12 protein-coding genes and 1 pseudogene are annotated in these 15,326 nt (G+C 68.5%); 7 read left to right on the top strand and 6 right to left on the bottom strand.

All coding sequences use genetic code 11. From position 1 onward, the window contains the following. Window positions 1–19 precede the first annotated feature (19 nt). Both glpK and ABZ382_RS30155 read left to right on the top strand, forming a co-directional pair. Window positions 20–1,534, top strand: a complete 1,515-nt coding sequence (gene glpK, locus ABZ382_RS30150) for a glycerol kinase GlpK (RefSeq protein WP_357095871.1) — start codon at window positions 20–22, stop codon at window positions 1,532–1,534. A gap of 10 nt (window positions 1,535–1,544) precedes the next feature. Then, window positions 1,545–2,378, top strand: a complete 834-nt coding sequence (locus tag ABZ382_RS30155) for a DUF72 domain-containing protein (RefSeq protein ID WP_357095874.1) — start codon at window positions 1,545–1,547, stop codon at window positions 2,376–2,378. Window positions 2,379–2,434: 56 nt separating this feature from the next. On the opposite strand, the gene ABZ382_RS30160 is transcribed toward ABZ382_RS30155, so the two are convergent. Further along, on the bottom strand, window positions 2,435–3,433 hold the full coding sequence (locus ABZ382_RS30160) for an acyl-ACP desaturase (protein ID WP_357095877.1): 999 nt from the start codon (window positions 3,431–3,433) through the stop codon (window positions 2,435–2,437). A 294-nt stretch (window positions 3,434–3,727) separates the two neighbouring features. Between ABZ382_RS30160 and ABZ382_RS30165 the strand changes: the two genes are divergently transcribed. Further along, window positions 3,728–4,972 (top strand): KasA/KasB family beta-ketoacyl-ACP synthase, encoded by a 1,245-nt coding sequence (locus ABZ382_RS30165; RefSeq protein WP_357095879.1) that lies wholly within the window; start codon window positions 3,728–3,730, stop codon window positions 4,970–4,972. 112 nt (window positions 4,973–5,084) lie between these two features. Then, window positions 5,085–6,962, top strand: coding sequence for a long-chain-fatty-acid--AMP ligase FadD32 (gene fadD32, locus ABZ382_RS30170; RefSeq protein ID WP_357096067.1), 1,878 nt, complete (start codon window positions 5,085–5,087; stop codon window positions 6,960–6,962). A gap of 64 nt (window positions 6,963–7,026) precedes the next feature. On the opposite strand, the gene ABZ382_RS30175 is transcribed toward fadD32, so the two are convergent. Continuing rightward, a complete protein-coding gene (locus ABZ382_RS30175) occupies window positions 7,027–7,596 on the bottom strand; it encodes an NADPH-dependent FMN reductase (RefSeq protein WP_357095882.1) in 570 nt (189 codons plus the stop codon). A 223-nt stretch (window positions 7,597–7,819) separates the two neighbouring features. On the opposite strand from ABZ382_RS30175, the gene ABZ382_RS30180 reads away from it, so the two are divergent. After that, window positions 7,820–8,962, top strand: coding sequence for a lipase family protein (locus ABZ382_RS30180; protein WP_357095885.1), 1,143 nt, complete (start codon window positions 7,820–7,822; stop codon window positions 8,960–8,962). Window positions 8,963–9,022: 60 nt separating this feature from the next. On the opposite strand, the pseudogene ABZ382_RS30185 reads toward ABZ382_RS30180, so the two are convergent. Both ABZ382_RS30185 and ABZ382_RS30190 read right to left on the bottom strand, forming a co-directional pair. Then, window positions 9,023–10,069, bottom strand: a pseudogene (locus ABZ382_RS30185) (YeiH family protein); the annotation flags it as partial. A gap of 109 nt (window positions 10,070–10,178) precedes the next feature. Continuing rightward, window positions 10,179–10,313, bottom strand: coding sequence for a hypothetical protein (locus ABZ382_RS30190; protein ID WP_357095888.1), 135 nt, complete (start codon window positions 10,311–10,313; stop codon window positions 10,179–10,181). 168 nt (window positions 10,314–10,481) lie between these two features. Between ABZ382_RS30190 and ABZ382_RS30195 the strand changes: the two genes are divergently transcribed. Continuing rightward, the gene (locus ABZ382_RS30195; RefSeq protein WP_357095890.1) at window positions 10,482–12,209 is read left to right on the top strand and encodes a GMC family oxidoreductase; all 1,728 of its coding nucleotides are present in this window, start codon (window positions 10,482–10,484) and stop codon (window positions 12,207–12,209) included. Window positions 12,210–12,280: 71 nt separating this feature from the next. Here ABZ382_RS30195 and ABZ382_RS30200 read toward each other — a convergent pair whose 3' ends face one another. Then, window positions 12,281–13,258, bottom strand: a complete 978-nt coding sequence (locus ABZ382_RS30200; protein ID WP_357095893.1) for a nitronate monooxygenase family protein — start codon at window positions 13,256–13,258, stop codon at window positions 12,281–12,283. A 56-nt stretch (window positions 13,259–13,314) separates the two neighbouring features. Then, a complete protein-coding gene (locus ABZ382_RS30205; RefSeq protein ID WP_357095895.1) occupies window positions 13,315–14,565 on the bottom strand; it encodes an oxygenase MpaB family protein in 1,251 nt (416 codons plus the stop codon). Window positions 14,566–14,668: 103 nt separating this feature from the next. Here ABZ382_RS30205 and ABZ382_RS30210 point away from each other — a divergent pair, with 103 nt between their 5' ends. Beyond that, window positions 14,669–15,316, top strand: a complete 648-nt coding sequence (locus ABZ382_RS30210; protein ID WP_357095898.1) for a TetR/AcrR family transcriptional regulator — start codon at window positions 14,669–14,671, stop codon at window positions 15,314–15,316. Window positions 15,317–15,326 lie beyond the last annotated feature (10 nt).

The raw sequence follows: 15,326 nt of genomic DNA on the forward strand, positions 1-15,326 counted from the left end.
CGGACAGGAGTGGTCACGCATGACGCAGCGGTTCGTGCTCGCCATCGACCAGGGCACCACCTCGACCCGGGCCATCCTCTTCGATCAGCGCGCCCGCCTGAGCGGCGTGGCGCAGCGCGAGCACCGCCAGTACTACCCGCGGCCGGGCTGGATGGAGCAGGACGCGGTGCAGATCTGGCGCAATGTGGAGCGCATCGTGCCCGCGGCCCTGCGGGATTCGGGCATCACCGCCGATCAGGTGGCGGCGGTGGGCATCGCGAACCAGCGCGAGACCACCGTGGTGTGGGACCGCGCCACCGGCGTGCCGGTCGCCCGCGCCATCGTGTGGCAGGACGTGCGCACCGAGGACCTGGTCGAGCGGATGCGGGAAACCCCTGGGGCGGAACGTATCCGGGAGCTCTGCGGCCTGCCGCTGGCCACCTACTTCGCCGCGCCCCGGCTGCGCTGGCTGCTGGACCGCACGCCGGGCCTGCGGGATCGGGCCGAACGCGGCGAGGTGCTGTTCGGGACGATGGAGACCTGGCTTGTCTGGAACCTCACCGGGGGGCCGGACGGGGGAGCGCACGTCACCGACGTCACCAATGCCGGGCGCACCCTGCTGATGAATCTGGCTACGCTGCAATGGGATTCGGAGCTGCTGCGGTTCTTCGACATTCCGCGGGCCATGCTGCCGGTCATTCAGCCCTCCACCGGAGACTTCGGGACCGCGGCGAAGGTGCTGCCCGGCGTGCGCATCGCGGCGGCGCTCGGGGACCAGCACGCGGCGCTGTTCGGTCAGACCTGTTTCGCGCCCGGCGAGACCGAATGTACTTACGGCACCGGCGGATTCCTCTTGATGAACACCGGCAAGGAGCTGGTGCGGTCCGAACACGGGCTGCTCACCACCATCGGCTATCAGGTGGGCCCGGATCCGGTGTACGCCCTGGAGGGCCCGATCGCGGTGACCGGCTCGCTGGTGCAGTGGCTGCGCGACAATATCGGCCTGATCGCGAGCGCTCCCGAGATCGAAACCCTCGCGGGCACAGTGGAAGACAATGGCGGCTGCTACCTGGTGCCCGCCTTCTCCGGCCTGTACGCGCCGCACTGGCGCAGCGACGCGCGCGGGCTGCTCATCGGGCTCACCTCGTACATCACCAAGGGGCACATCGCGCGGGCCGTGCTGGAGGCGACGGCGTGGCAGACCCGCGACGTGCTCGAGGCCATGAACGCCGACTCCGGGCTGCGGGCCGCATCGCTGCGGGTGGCGGGCGGCATGACCTCGGACAACCTGCTCATGCAGATCGTCGCGGACGTCCTCGACATCCCGGTGCTGCGCCCGATCGTGGCGGAGACGGTGTCGCTGGGTGCGGCCTACGCGGCGGGCCTCGCGGTCGGTTTCTGGCCGGATCTCGAGGGCCTGCGCCACAATTGGCGCGTCGCGGCCCAATGGCTGCCGCGTATGGACCCCGCGCTGCGCGCCGAGGAGTACGACAACTGGCGGCGGGCGGTGGAGCTTACCTTCGGTTGGCTGCGCCCCAAGAAGCCCTTGACCTAACGTGGCAGGTATGCGGCTCTACGTCGGTTGCGCAATGTGGACACACCCGGACTGGCAGGAGAAGCCGATACCCCCGGCCGAACGCCTGCGCACCTACTCCTCCTGGTGCAACGCGGTGGAGGGCAACACCACCTTTTACGCGGTCCCGCAGCGTCGGACCGTCCAATCCTGGGCCCGGCAAACCGATCCCGACTTCCGGTTCGTCATGAAGCTGCCCCGCACCATCACCCACGACCGCCGGCTCACCGGCGTGGACGACGAGATGTCGGGCTTCCTCGATGCCATCGAACCGCTGGGCCGCCGCCTGCACGCGTTGTGGATCCAGCTGCCGGGCTCGTTCACCAACCTGACCGCGCTGGCCGACCTGCTGCAGGCCATCCCGTCCCACCACCGCTGCGCCGTGGAGGTGCGCCACCCGGCCTTCTTCGAGAATCCGCGCGCCACAGCGCAACTCGAGGCGGTACTGAACGCGGCCGGGGCCGAGTGGATACCCTTCGACACCACCGTCCTGTTCGCCGCCCCGCCCACCAGCGCCGCGGAGTACGAGGCGTCGTCGAAGAAGCCCGACAACCCCCGCCGCACCCGCGCGCTCACCGAGTTCCCGATCGTCCGCTATCACGGCCGCGACGACACCGCCGCCACCGTGGCGGGCTGGCAGCCGTGGATCGACGCCACGGTCGACTGGCTGCGGGAAGGTCGTTCCCCCACGGTGTTCATCCACACGCCGGACAACGCGGCCTCCCGCACGCTGGCCCGCCGCTTCCACGCCGAGGTGGCCGCGCGCGTGCCCGATCTGGAGCCGCTGCCCACCCCCGAACCCACCGATCCGATGACGCTGTTCTGACGCGCCCCGACGGCACCCGGTGGATGTCGTCCGGCCACCGGGTGCCGCCGGGTGATTCAGCCGATGAGCAGCGGCGGGTTGCCGGTGCGCCGGGCCTCGCGGGCCAGGGACTTGTCCCGCTGTTCCTCGAACCGGACGACGTCCTTCTGGAGCTTGTCCAGGTACACCCCTACCTCGTTGCGGCGGCGGTCGCCCTCGGGCCCGAAATCGTTGCGCTCGAAGATGTTCCACTTCTTGAGGTTGGGCAGCAGCACCTCCTCCAGGTGCTGGCGCAGATCGTAGATGCCGTGCTTGGCCATCAGCACGCCGTTGCGGCGGAAGTTGGGCATCCCCAGGCCGGGCATCTGGAAGCGGAGCACGACATTGGCGATGGCCTCCATGGCCTGATCCGGCGAGAGGTCCAGGGCCGCGGCGCACATATTGCGGTAGAAGATCATGTGCAGGTTCTCGTCGGCCGCGATGCGCTGCAGCATGCGGTCCGCGATGGGGTCGTCGCACGCTTTGCCGGTATTGCGGTGCGACACACGCGTCGCCAATTCCTGGAACGTCACATAGGCCACGGAATGCATGAATCCGGCATCGGCGGGCACGTAGTCGGTGCCGGCGTGTTTCCTGATCAGCTGGGCGGCGTTGTAGCCGCTCGTCATGTGCGTCATCCGCGCCTGCTCCAGCGCCACCGGGTCCACGCCCCGGGTCACCACCAGGTAGTCCCGGATCACGATGCCGTGCCGGTTCTCCTCGGCGGTCCAGCGGCCCACCCAGGTGCCCCAGGGGCCGTCCTGGGAGAAGTTCTCAGCGATTTCCCGGTGATAGCTGGGCAGATTGTCCTCGGTGAGAAGATTGGTGATCATTGCCGCCTTGGCGACTTCGCTGAGAGTCGACTGTTCCGGCTGCCAGTCCGTGCCGTCCATAGCTGCGAAGTTGCGACCTTGGTCCCACGGCACGTAGTCGTGGGGGTGCCAGTCCTTGGCCATCGATAGATGGCGGTGCACGTTCTGCTCGGCAATCGGTTCCAGCTCGAGGAGCAGCTCCAACTGCGTGAGACTCCTGGCCACGATCGTATGCCCTCCCTTGAAATGGCTCGGCACTGCGGGAATGATGCTCGGGAGATCCGGCGATCGGCCGCCGCGTCGAGAAGGACCCTGGGGATTGAAAAGGGATGCCCGCGTGTCGCTTAATGGGACTGGTCGGCTTCGCCTTGGATAATCTAGCCCAGTTCGCCGAATATTGTCTTCATCACCCCGCCGGAGTCTCTACAGCCGGGCCCGCTCGTCAGTTTCCACCTGCCCTTGACAGCCCACGCGGATCGAGCGTCGATTCGCCGAAGCATTGCTACGGAGAGTGTGAACATGCAGACGCCCAACCGCCGGAAATACCCCAGTGTCGTAGTCACCTCCCTGGCGGCGACCACCTCGATCGCGGGAGACGTCGACTCGACGTGGAAGGGGCTACTCAACGGCGAGAGCGGGATCGACGTCCTCGAGGACAGCTTCCTCGACGACTTCGGCCTGCCCGTCCGGATCGGCGGGCACCTCAAGGTGTCGCCCACCGACCAGTTGTCCAAGGCGGAGGCCCGGCGCCTGTCCTACGTCGAGCAGATGGCCGTGGTGCTGGGCCGCGAGGTCTGGGCCAACGCCGGATCCCCGGAGGTGGACAAGGATCGCCTCGCCGTCTCCATCGGCACCGGTCTCGGCGGTGCGGAGATGCTCATCACCACCCGCGACAAGCTGATCAACGGCGGCTACCGGAAGGTGCTGCCGCACACCGTGCAAGCCGTCATGCCGAACGGCGCGGCCGCCTGCGTGGGTGTCGAACTGGGTGCGAGGGCCGGTGTGTCGACGCCCGTTTCGGCGTGTTCATCCGGTTCCGAGGCGATCGCGAACGCCTGGCGCACGGTCGTCATGGGCGATGCCGACATGGTGGTCACCGGCGGCGTGGAGGGTTCCATCCAGGCGCTGCCCATCGCGGGCTTCTCCATGATGCGCGCCATGAGCACCCGCAACCACGACCCCAAGGGCGCGTCCCGCCCCTTCGACATGGAACGCGACGGGTTCGTCTTCGGTGAGGCCGGGGCGCTCATGGTGATCGAGACCGAGGAGCACGCCAAGGCGCGCGGGGCCACCATCCACGCCCGCATCATGGGCGCGGGCATCACCTCCGACGGGTTCCACCTGGTCGCCCCCGATCCCGAGGGCACCGGCGCGGCCCGCGCGATGAGCCGCGCCATGGAGTTCGCGGGCCTGGCCAAATCCGATGTCACGCATATCAATGCGCACGCCACCGCCACCCCGATCGGGGATACCGCGGAGGCCAACGCGATTCAGCAAGCGGTCGGCAATCATGCCGCGGTGTACGCGCCCAAGTCCGCGCTCGGACATTCGATCGGCGCGGTCGGTGCGCTGGAGTCGGTCATCACCGTGCTCAGCGTGCGGGACGGAATCGTTCCTCCCACACTGAATCTGGAGAACCAGGACCCGGAGATCGACCTCGACGTGGTGAAGGGCCAGGCCCGGCCGGGACGCTACGAGTACGCGCTCAACAACTCGTTCGGCTTCGGCGGGCACAACGTCGCCATCGCTTTCGGCAGGTACTGACGCTCTGCTAGAGTCCCCAAGCCCCCAGCTACATTCGGGCTTTCGTGTCGATCTTTGTTCGGTGTCACTGCGCGGTTCTGACGGACCGCGAGCTGAAAAAGGATAGGGAATGATCGGCGAGACCTTCGATGACTATCTGGACGAGCACGGCCACATCAAGATCCCTGACAACCAGACCATGGTCGACCTGGTCGACAAGCATGCCGCGGCCAACGGGGACGAGCTCGCCTACCGCTATATCGACTATTCACGCGAACGCGACGGTGAGTACCACGACATCACGTGGAACCGCTTCGGCGTCCGGCTGCGCGCGGTAGCCGCCCGGCTGCAACAGGTCACGCAGCCGGGGGACCGCGTCGCCATCCTGGCGCCGCAGGGTCTGGACTACATCGTGTCCATGTACGCCTCGGTGTACGCGGGCAATATCGCCGTGCCGCTGTTCGATCCGGACGAGCAGGGCCACACCGACCGGCTCCACGCGGTGCTCGAGGACTGCAAGCCCTCGGCCATCCTGACCGTCGGCTCGGCCGCGGCCGGAGTGCGCGAGATCTTCAAACACCTGCCCGCGCCACAACGTCCGCGCATCATCGCGGTCGAGGCCATCCCGGACGGGGTGGGGGAGAGCTGGGTGCGCCCGCACCTGGACATGGACGATGTCGCCTACCTGCAGTACACCTCCGGATCGACGCGCATCCCCGCCGGCGTCGAGATCACCCACCGGGCGGTCGGCACCAACCTGCTGCAGATGATCGACGCCATCGGCATCACCGAGAAGGCGCGCGGCGTCACCTGGCTGCCGTTGTTCCACGACATGGGGCTGCTGACGGTCATCCTGCCCACCCTGGGCGGCAAGTACATCACCATCATGTCGCCCAGCGCCTTCGTGCGCCGGCCGCACCGCTGGATCAAGGAACTGGCCGCCCAGGAGGACGGCGCCGAGATATTCGCCGCCGCACCCAATTTCGCCTTCGAGCACGCGGCGGCGCGCGGATTGCCGAAGCCCGGTGAGGAATTGGACCTGTCCAATGTCATCGGCCTGATCAATGGCAGCGAGCCGGTGTCGGTGACCTCCATGCGGAAGTTCAACGACGCCTTCGCCCCCTACGGCCTGCCCAAGACCGCCATCAAGCCCTGCTACGGCATGGCCGAGGCCACCCTGTTCGTCTCCGCCACCAAGCGCGAGGACGAGGCCCGCACGGTCTGGGTGGACCGCACCAAGCTCAATGCCGGGCGCATGGTGGAGGTCGACGAGCACGCGGAAAACGCTGTGTCCCAGGTGTCCTGCGGGTACGTGGCGCTATCGCAGTGGGCGGCCATCGTGGATCCGGAGACCGGCGCGGAGAAGCCCGACGGTGAGGTCGGCGAGATCTGGTTGCACGGCGCGAACATCGGGCGCGGCTACTGGGGGCGTCCCCAGGAGAGCGAGGCCACCTTCCACAACCGGATCGTCACCCGGCAGTCCCGGAGCCACGCCGAAGGCGCCGAGCCGGAGGCGAACTGGATGCGCACCGGCGACTTCGGTGCGTACTACGACGGCGAGCTGTTCATCACCGGCCGGGTCAAGGACCTGGTCATCGTGGACGGGCGCAATCACTACCCGCAGGATCTGGAGTACTCCGCCCAGGAGTCCAGCACCGCGCTGCGACCCGGATTCGTGGCTGCCTTCTCGGTCGCCGGCGACCAGCTGCCCGGCGAGGTGGTCACGGTCAACGGCTCGGATCCGGCAACCGGCGCCGAGCAATTGGTCATCGTGGCCGAACGCGGAACCGGCGCGGCCAAACTCGATCCGGAGCCGATCACCGAGACCGTGCGGGCGGCCATCGCCAAGCGGCACGGCGTGACCGTCCGAGACCTGCTGCTGGTGCCCGCGGGGTCCATTCCCCGCACCTCCAGCGGCAAGATCGCGCGCCGCGCGTGCAAGGCAGCCTATCTGGAGGGCACCCTCCGGGGCGGCCATCGCCAGCAGGCCTTCCCCGACCACGTCGACTGAATCCGGCGCGCGTCGCCGAGGGGCACACCGGTGGTGGTGTGCCCCTCGGCGTGTCCGGGGGCGTTCAGGCGTCGAGCCGGACCGTGGTCGCCGACTCGGCGGGGCGGGCGGCGTGTTCGGCCAGGGCGCGGGCGGCGGCGTTCAGGCGGGCGCGGGCCTCGGTGTCTTCGACCGATCCGTCCGGTCCGACGGCGCTCTGCAGGACCGTGATTCGCCCGCAGGCCGCTTCGACCAGTTCGGCCCCGACATAGCCGAGCACCGTGCGCAGCGTCGCCACGGCCGCCTCGCCGCGGCCCTCGTAGGCGACGTTCACGTAGGCGACCGGCTTGTCGCTCAGATCGGCATTGCCGACCGTCCACTCCAGCAGGTTCTTCAGGCTGCCGGGGATCATGCCCGCGTATTCGGGGGTGCAGAACAACACCGCGTCGACCTCGGCGAGCTGCCGGTGCAGGGCCTCGACCACCGGCGGTTCGGGATCGGCGCCGGGCACGAAGGCGGGCAGGTCGAGCAGGCCCTCGTATCGGACGGCCACGAAGTCGGGCCCGGCGTCGGCCGCTATGGTGCGCAGCGCGGCGGTATTGGTCGAGGCCTCACGGGTGCTGCCGGAGACCAGCAGGATGCGTGGAACGGTCACAGCTTCGGTAACCCGCGGCGGGGCGGGAGTATTTCGGGTGATCTGGACGGTTGTCTCGTATGCGCCGTCCCACCGACTGGGAGTTGTTGTGACAACAGGTGTCGTTATCTCGCATAGTGGGTATGGTTTCGATCAGCCGGACTGTCCGGGACAGCTGATGCCCCTTGGATCCGGTTGCGCGACAACTGCATAACGCGAGTTAGTGCAAGAAGGGCAGGCAACGATGACTGCGAACGCCAACCGCTTCGATGAGGCGGCGGTCGGTGCGTTCGGACCCGGCAGACTGCTGGCCGCCGAACCGATGACGGCGAGAATGCTGCCCGGACTGAAACTGCCCGCGCGCGCCTGGCGCATCAGCTACACCTCGACCACCGCCACCGGAGCTCCGTCGCAGGTCAGCGGTACCGTCCTGGTTCCGAACACGCCGTGGCGCGGTCCCGGCCCCCGGCCGCTCGTCGGCTACGCGGTCGGCACCCAGGGTCTGGCGAGCACGGTCGCCGCCGCCTCCTGGCAGCTGCGCTTCGGCGTCGAGTACGAGTCGGTCTTCCTGCGTGTCGCCCTGAATCGTGGCTGGGCCCTGGCCGTCACCGACTATCCCGGACTCGGCAATCCCGGCCTGCACCCGTACGTCATGGGCCGCGCCCTCGGCCCCGCCGTCCTGGACAGCATCCGCGCCGCACGGCACGTGACCGGAGCGGACCTGGATCACGACGGTCCGGTCGGTATCTACGGTTACTCCGAGGGTGGCAATGCCGCGGGCTGGGCTCTCCAGCTGGCGCCCACCTACGCTCCCGAGCTGCGAATCGCGGGCGGGGCGGTCGGTTCGGCCCCCGCCGACATGCTCGACATGGTGAAGTTCCTGGACGGGACCCCCGCGGCGTTCCTCCTCTTCTACGGCGTCCTCGGCATCGAGGCCGCCTATCCGGAACTGAATGTCCTGCGGCACCTCAATACCCAGGGCCGCGCCCTGGCCGCGCTGTTCCGCCGCACCCACATCGCCGCGGCCGGCCTGCTCGGCGTCGGCGCGGGTCTGCTGGTCCCGACCCGCGTCTCCACCTACTGCCACCGCCTGCCCTTCGAGGTGCCCGAGGTGAAAGCCCGGCTGCTGGAGAACCGGCTCGGCGGGATCGCGCCCACCGCACCGGTGCTGGTCGCGGGCGGCACCGCCGAACAGGTCATCCCGTATCCGCAGGCCGTGCGGCTGGCGGAGGACTGGACGGCGCTCGGCGCGGACGCCACCATGCGAACCCTGAAGGGCCGCGAGCACATCGGCGGCGCGATGGCCTTCGCCGGACCGGCCATGCGCTTCCTGTCCGAGCGGCTCGCCGAGGACGCCGCCGCACCCGCGCTGCAACGCGGCGCGTAATCCACGACACGCGAAGGGCCGGGATCCGACTCGGATCCCGGCCCTTCGTCATATCCGGTCTCAGCCCGCGACACCCCAGTGCAGGACGCGCGAGGTGAACAGCACCAGCCCCAGCGACACCACCGCGACCGTCACCAGCCCGGCCACCGCGACCACGAGCGGCCGCCACCCGGTCCGGGCCAGCTCACGAATATTGGTGTTCAACCCGACGCCCGCGAAGGTCAGCAGGAACGCCCACCGGGACACATTGGCCAGGTTGGTGGTCTGCTGCTTGGACAGCCAGTGGAAGGTGGCCACCGCCGACACCGCCAGGAAGCCGAGCACGAACTTCGGGAACTTGGACCACACGAACGCCGCCTTGGCCCGCACGCCCGGCGCGATCGCGTCGGCCTCACCCCGCGCGGCCCAGTAGGCCGCGAACCCCAGCACCACGAACCCGATCAGCGCGTTCCGCGTCGACTTCACCAGCACCGCGACCTTGCCCGCCGCATCGGAGTACAGGTACCCGGTGGCGGTGGTCTCGGCCGTATTGTCCACGGCCAGACCGGCCCACAACCCGAACTCGTGATCACTGAGCCCGATCGCGTGTCCGAGCGGCGGCAGCGCGAACAGCGCGACCGCGCCGAGCGCCAGGATCGCCGCGATGGCATAGCTGACCTCGGAGTTCCGTGCCCGAATCGCGCCCTTGCCCGCGATGATGGCCGACACCCCGCAAATCGAGGTGCCGATGGCCAGCAACGACCCGAGCTTGCCGGACAGCCCGAGCCAGCGCGCCACCGCGAGAATGATCGCGCCCGACACCGTCATGTCGATCAGGATCTGCAGAAAGCTGGTCCCACCCAGCTTCGCCACATCGCCGAGCACGAACCGCGACCCCAGCGCCACGATCCCGATCTTGAGCCAGAACTCGTAGGTCCCCACCCCGGGCCGGAAGATCGGGTGCAGCCCAACGGTATTGGTGATGACCAGCCCGATCAGAATGGCCCACAACACGTATTCGATATCGGGAACGGTCCAATGCTGATGCTTGGCGGCGCTGTTCCACCAGATCTGCGCGTACTTCCCGAGCACGCCGACCGCGACGAGCAGCAGCACGCCGGGGACATAGCCGAGCAGTCGCGCGAAGGTGAGCGGCCCCGACGGCTGCTCGAATTCGGTCGCGGCGGCGGGGTTCTCGATGTTCTTTCCCGCGTCGACGGTGGTGTCACGCATGTCGTCACCACGGAATCTTCGGCAGCACGCCGAGCACAGCGAGCGCGACCACCGCGCCCGATACGATCACGGACCACCAGTCGGCCCCGAGCCGCCCGAGGGCCTCGAGCCTCGACGGCGGGGGAGTGGGACTGTTCACCAGGAACCTCCAGGTCATAACGCGGTACAGCGTCGTGAACTATGGGCCCGCCGGAGGTTTTCGGACACCATTGCACTCGCCCTGATTCCAGCCCTGGTGGCCGAAAGTGTGGATTTTCTGGCCGCCGGTCTGTCATGTCGTCATATCCGCTGGTCGTAGCGTCGATGCATGCGATTCGACTACGACGTCATCGTGATCGGCTCCGGGTTCGGGGGCAGTGTGAGTGCGCTGCGGCTGACCGAGAAGGGCTACCGCGTCGGCGTGATGGAGGCCGGGCGACGGTTCGAGGACCATGAGTTCGCGAAGACGTCCTGGCGGCTGCGGCAGTATCTGTGGGCTCCGGCCTTGGGGTGCTTCGGGATTCAGCGGCTGGCGCTGTTGAACGACACGTTCGTGATGGCCGGGGCGGGAGTGGGCGGTGGCTCGCTGGTGTACGCCAACACGTTGTACGAGCCGCCGGACAAGTTCTACGCGGATCGGCAGTGGGGGCACATCACCGACTGGAAGAGCGAACTCGCACCGCACTACGACCAGGCCAAACGGATGCTGGGGGTGACGGCCAATCCGGCGACCACACCCGCGGACCGGGTGCTGCGGGACGTGGCCGAGGGCATGGGGATCGGCGACAGCTACCAGGCCACGCCCGTCGGCGTCTTCTTCGGCGGGTCCGGTCGGCGTCCGGGTGAGGATGTGCCGGACCCGTTCTTCGGCGGGGCCGGGCCGAGTCGGCGCACCTGCACCCATTGCGGCGAATGTATGACGGGGTGTCGGCACAATGCCAAGAACACGCTGGTCAAGAACTATCTGTATCTGGCCGAGCAGGCCGGGGCCGTGGTACATCCGCTGACCACCGTCACCGATGTGCGGCCGTTGAACGGCGGCGGGTACGCCGTGGAGACGGCCCGCACCGGGCGGCTGTTCCGTAAGCGGCGCAACGAATTCACCGCCGAACAGGTGATTTTCGCCGCCGCCTCATTGGGCACGCAGCGCCTGCTGCACCGGCTGCGGGACAAGGGTTCGCTCACCGGGATCTCCGACCGGCTCGGCTATCTGTCCCGCACCAACTCCGAGGAGCTGCTCGGCGTGCGCAGCCGCGACCCGCAGGCGGATTACACCAAGGGCGTGGCGATCACCTCCTCGATCCACCCCGACCACGACACCCATGTGGAACCGGTTCGATACGGCAAGGGCAGCAATGCCTTCGGCGTCATGAGCACCCTGATGGTCGACGACGAGGGCGATACCCCGCGCTGGCGGCTGTGGCTGCGGGCGGCCCGCCGCCACCCCCGCGACGCGGTGCGGGTGCACAATTCGCGGCACTGGTCCGAGCGCACCATCGGCCTGCTCGTCATGCAGTCGGTGGACAACTCCATCACCACCTACACCAGACGCGGGCTGTTCGGCCGCCGCATGACGACCAAACAGGGTGACGGCCAACCCAATCCGACCTGGGTACCGGCCGGACACGAGGTCGCCCGGCGGGTCGCCGACGCGGTCGACGGCATTCCGATCGGCGCGAGCTCGAGCATCCTGAAGATTCCGATGACCGGCCATTTCCTGGGCGGCTGCGCCATCGGGGACTCGCCCGCCACCGGTGTCGTGGACGCCTATCACCGCCTCTACGGCCATCCGGGCCTGCACATCGTCGACGGCTCCACCATCTCGGCGAACCTCGGCGTCAACCCGTCGCTCACCATCACCGCCCAGGCCGAACGCGCGATCTCCTTGTGGCCCAACAAGGGTGAGCCCGATCCCCGCCCGGAGCCGGGCGCGGCCTATGCGCGGATCGCTCCGACCGCACCGCGCAGTCCCGTGGTCCCGCCCACGGCCCCGGCCGCGCTGCGCCTGCCGATCGTGGAGATCACGATTCCCCGGGTCGACGCGCCGGGGGTATAGCTTCCGGGAAGCGAGAGTTCCGGAAAACACGAAGGGCGGGCGCGAAACATGCGCCCGCCCTTCGTATTCGGTCAGAGCGCCAGCAGGCGCGCCTTGGCCTCGTCGTACTCGCGGATCAGCCGCTCGACCAGGTCGGCGGCCGGGAGGACCGCGTCGACCGAGCCGATGCCCTGGCCCGAGCCCCAGATGTCCTTCCACGGCTTGGCGCCGGGCGTGGTCGAATCCGACTCGCCGGTGCCGAAGTCCATGGCCGACGGGTCGGACTGGCCCAGATTGTCGGGGTCCATGCCCGCGGCGGTGATGCTGCCGCGCAGGTAGTTGCCGTGGACGCCGGTGAACAGATTGGAGTACACGATGTCGCTCGCGGCGGAGTCGACGATCATCTGCTTGTAGCCGGGGACCGCATTGGCCTCGTCGGTGGCGATGAAGGCCGAGCCGATGTAGGCCAGGTCCGCGCCCGCGGCCTGCGCGGCCAGGATGGACCGGCCGTGCGCGATGGACCCCGACAGCAGCAGCGGCCCGTCGAACCACTCCCGGATCTCCTGGACCAGCGCGAACGGCGACTGCGGCCCGGCGTGCCCGCCCGCGCCCGCCGCCACCGCGATCAGGCCGTCCGCGCCGCGCTCGACGGCCTTGTGCGCGAACACATTGTTGATGATGTCGTGCAGCACGATGCCGCCGTAGGAGTGCACGGCCTCGTTCACGTCCGGGCGCGCGCCCAGCGAGGTGATGACGATCGGCACCTTGTGCTCGACCACCGTGGCCAGGTCCTCTTCCAGCCGGTCATTGCTCTTGTGCACGATCAGGTTGACCGCGTAGGGCGCGGACGGCTGGTCCGGATTGTCGGCGTCGTGCTTGGCGAGTTCCTCGTTGATCCGCACCAGCCACTCCTTGAAGAGTGACTGCGGGCGCGCGTTCAGCGACGGGAACGAACCCACGATGCCGGCTTTGGACTGGGCGATCACCAGTTCGGGCCCGGACACGATGAACATGGGGGAGGCGACCGCGGGCAGGCGCAGGCGCTCGGACAGGATGGGCGGCAGGCTCATGAACCAGATTCCTTCATCAAGGGGTTACCCGACGAACCTTACTCGTCGGTAATAACTCATGCCGCGCGGGTTTCGGCCAGCCGGTCGTGGCGGGCGTAGCTGTGGTCGGGCCGGTTCGCGCGCACGATCCGGGCGTGCATGCGCTCGGTGATCCGGCGGCCCACGGTCTCGCTGAGCCGGGTCGCGCCCGGAATGATCCGGCGCGGAACCTCCAGCGCCCCATTGATCGCCGCGGTCGCGAGAATGGCCGCCATGAAGAACCGGCTGCGCGGCATCTCCAGGAAGTCGGCATTGGTGCGGCCCACCATGATTCGGCCGTAGGACGCGGCGTAGCGGGTGTAGGCCCGGCTGATCAGCCGGGAGCGCAGGTCGCGGCCGTCGAAACCGTAGATGCTGCCGAGCGCCGAGATGAGCGCCTTGGACAGTGCGCGCGAATCCTCGTCGGGCAGGAATTCGTAGTCGGCTTGCAGCCACAGCAGCCGCCAGGTATCGGTCTCGTCGGCGGGCACGATCTCCGGGTCGAGTCCGATGAGCTGCCCGACGTAGCGCCACAGGTGGTAGACGGCCGCTTTCTCCTTGCGGGAGAACGTGAGTCCGACGGTATTGCAGCCCGCGATGGTGGCCAGCGAGAACAGCATGAGGGTGCCCGCGGTCAGTGACTGGTTCACCGGCTCGTCCCACTGCTCGTAGTCCCAGTCGGGTCGCTGCTTCATTCCGGCGCGGACCTGCGCGTGCATGATCCGCACCCGCACCGTGTTCTTGAACCCGGGCGCGAACCGCTCGAGCCCGCCGCGCGCGGTGGTGTCCATCCACCAGCCCACGGTCTCGGCCACCCGGCGCGGGGCCATGTTCCGCGCGGACAGGTTGCCGGTGCCGATCAGCACCTTTCCGGCCCGGGAGGCCAGGTAGCCGCCATTGAGCGCGAACATGGACAACGCCAGATTGGTCGCCCACGGCCCCACCCGGCCGCTGACCCGGGCGGCGAGGTCCAGCTTGTCCCGGTCGAGCCAGAACGGCAGCGAATCGAGTTGCGCGAAAAGAGCTTTCAGCTCGGCGGGTGCGTCGGGCACCTGGTCGATGCCGCGTTCCAGGGCCGTCTCGAACATGGCCCGGCCCTGTCCGGTGGGCAGTCGCTTGAACATGGCGACCACGTCGTCGGCCAGCGGATCGCCCATGGCGGTGAACTTCCGGTACGCCGCCTGCTGTTCGGCGGTGGGCCGGATATCGCCGGGGCCGAGAACCTTGACCCCGAGGTTGAAGGGGAACTCCCGGAAGATCACCGGATCGGGCAACTCGGAACGCGTCATTGCGTGCCTCCTGGGTGCGATCGGTTCTGGTGAAGGATGTCACCAGAACTTTGGTGATAGTCTTCACCAAAGTTCGCGGCATGGCAATGGACAAGGCGGAAGAGTGGACGTACCTCGTGGCCGATACGCCGGGCTCAGCGCCGACGAGCGCCGGGCCCAGCGCCGTGAACAGCTGCGGGCGGCGGCCCTCGAGATCATCGCCGAGGAGGGTCTGGCCGGATTGAAGGTGCGCGCGCTGTGCGTGCGCGCCGGCCTCAACGACCGCTACTTCTACGAGATCTACAACCACACCGATCGGCTGCTCTACGAGTTGGTCGAGGAGCAGCTGGCCGAGGCGGTCGCGGCGGTCATGACCGCCATCGCCACCGCGCCCGCCGACACCCGCATCCGCCTACGCGCGGTCGTGGAGGCCGGGATCACCGCCATCGCCGATCATCCGGCCCGGCGGCGGCTCACCATCGACATGCAGCTCACCGACGAATTGCGGCACCGCAGAACCGAACTCGTCGGCGTCGTCGCGAACGTCATGCTCGACCAGGGCCGGGAACTGCTCGGCGAGGAAGCCGTCACGGGCATGCACGCGGAGCTGTCCGCCCGCACGGTCGCGCACGGCGGCCTCGAGATCCTCACCGAATGGCTGCGCGGCGAACTGGCCATCGACCGCGCCCAGCTCGTCGACTTCCTGGTGGCCATGATCCTCACCGCCGCGCAGATCACCACCACCGTGCAACGCGAAATGGCTACCGGCTGAGGACGTCCGC

Origin of the sequence: Nocardia sp. NPDC005825 (assembly GCF_040630175.1) — a bacterium.
Taxonomy (GTDB): Bacteria; Actinomycetota; Actinomycetes; order Mycobacteriales; family Mycobacteriaceae; genus Nocardia.

Bases quoted from the DNA above. Each gene is read 5' to 3' on its own strand.
- glpK (WP_357095871.1), top strand. From the start codon at position 20: ATGACGCAGCGGTTCGTGCTCGCCATCGACCAGGGCACCACCTCGACC.
- ABZ382_RS30205 (WP_357095895.1), bottom strand. From the start codon at position 14,565: ATGACGCGTTCCGAGTTGCCCGATCCGGTGATCTTCCGGGAGTTCCCC.
- ABZ382_RS30195 (WP_357095890.1), top strand. From the start codon at position 10,482: ATGCGATTCGACTACGACGTCATCGTGATCGGCTCCGGGTTCGGGGGC.
- ABZ382_RS30180 (WP_357095885.1), top strand. From the start codon at position 7,820: ATGACTGCGAACGCCAACCGCTTCGATGAGGCGGCGGTCGGTGCGTTC.
- ABZ382_RS30200 (WP_357095893.1), bottom strand. From the start codon at position 13,258: ATGAGCCTGCCGCCCATCCTGTCCGAGCGCCTGCGCCTGCCCGCGGTC.
- ABZ382_RS30155 (WP_357095874.1), top strand. From the start codon at position 1,545: ATGCGGCTCTACGTCGGTTGCGCAATGTGGACACACCCGGACTGGCAG.
- ABZ382_RS30165 (WP_357095879.1), top strand. From the start codon at position 3,728: ATGCAGACGCCCAACCGCCGGAAATACCCCAGTGTCGTAGTCACCTCC.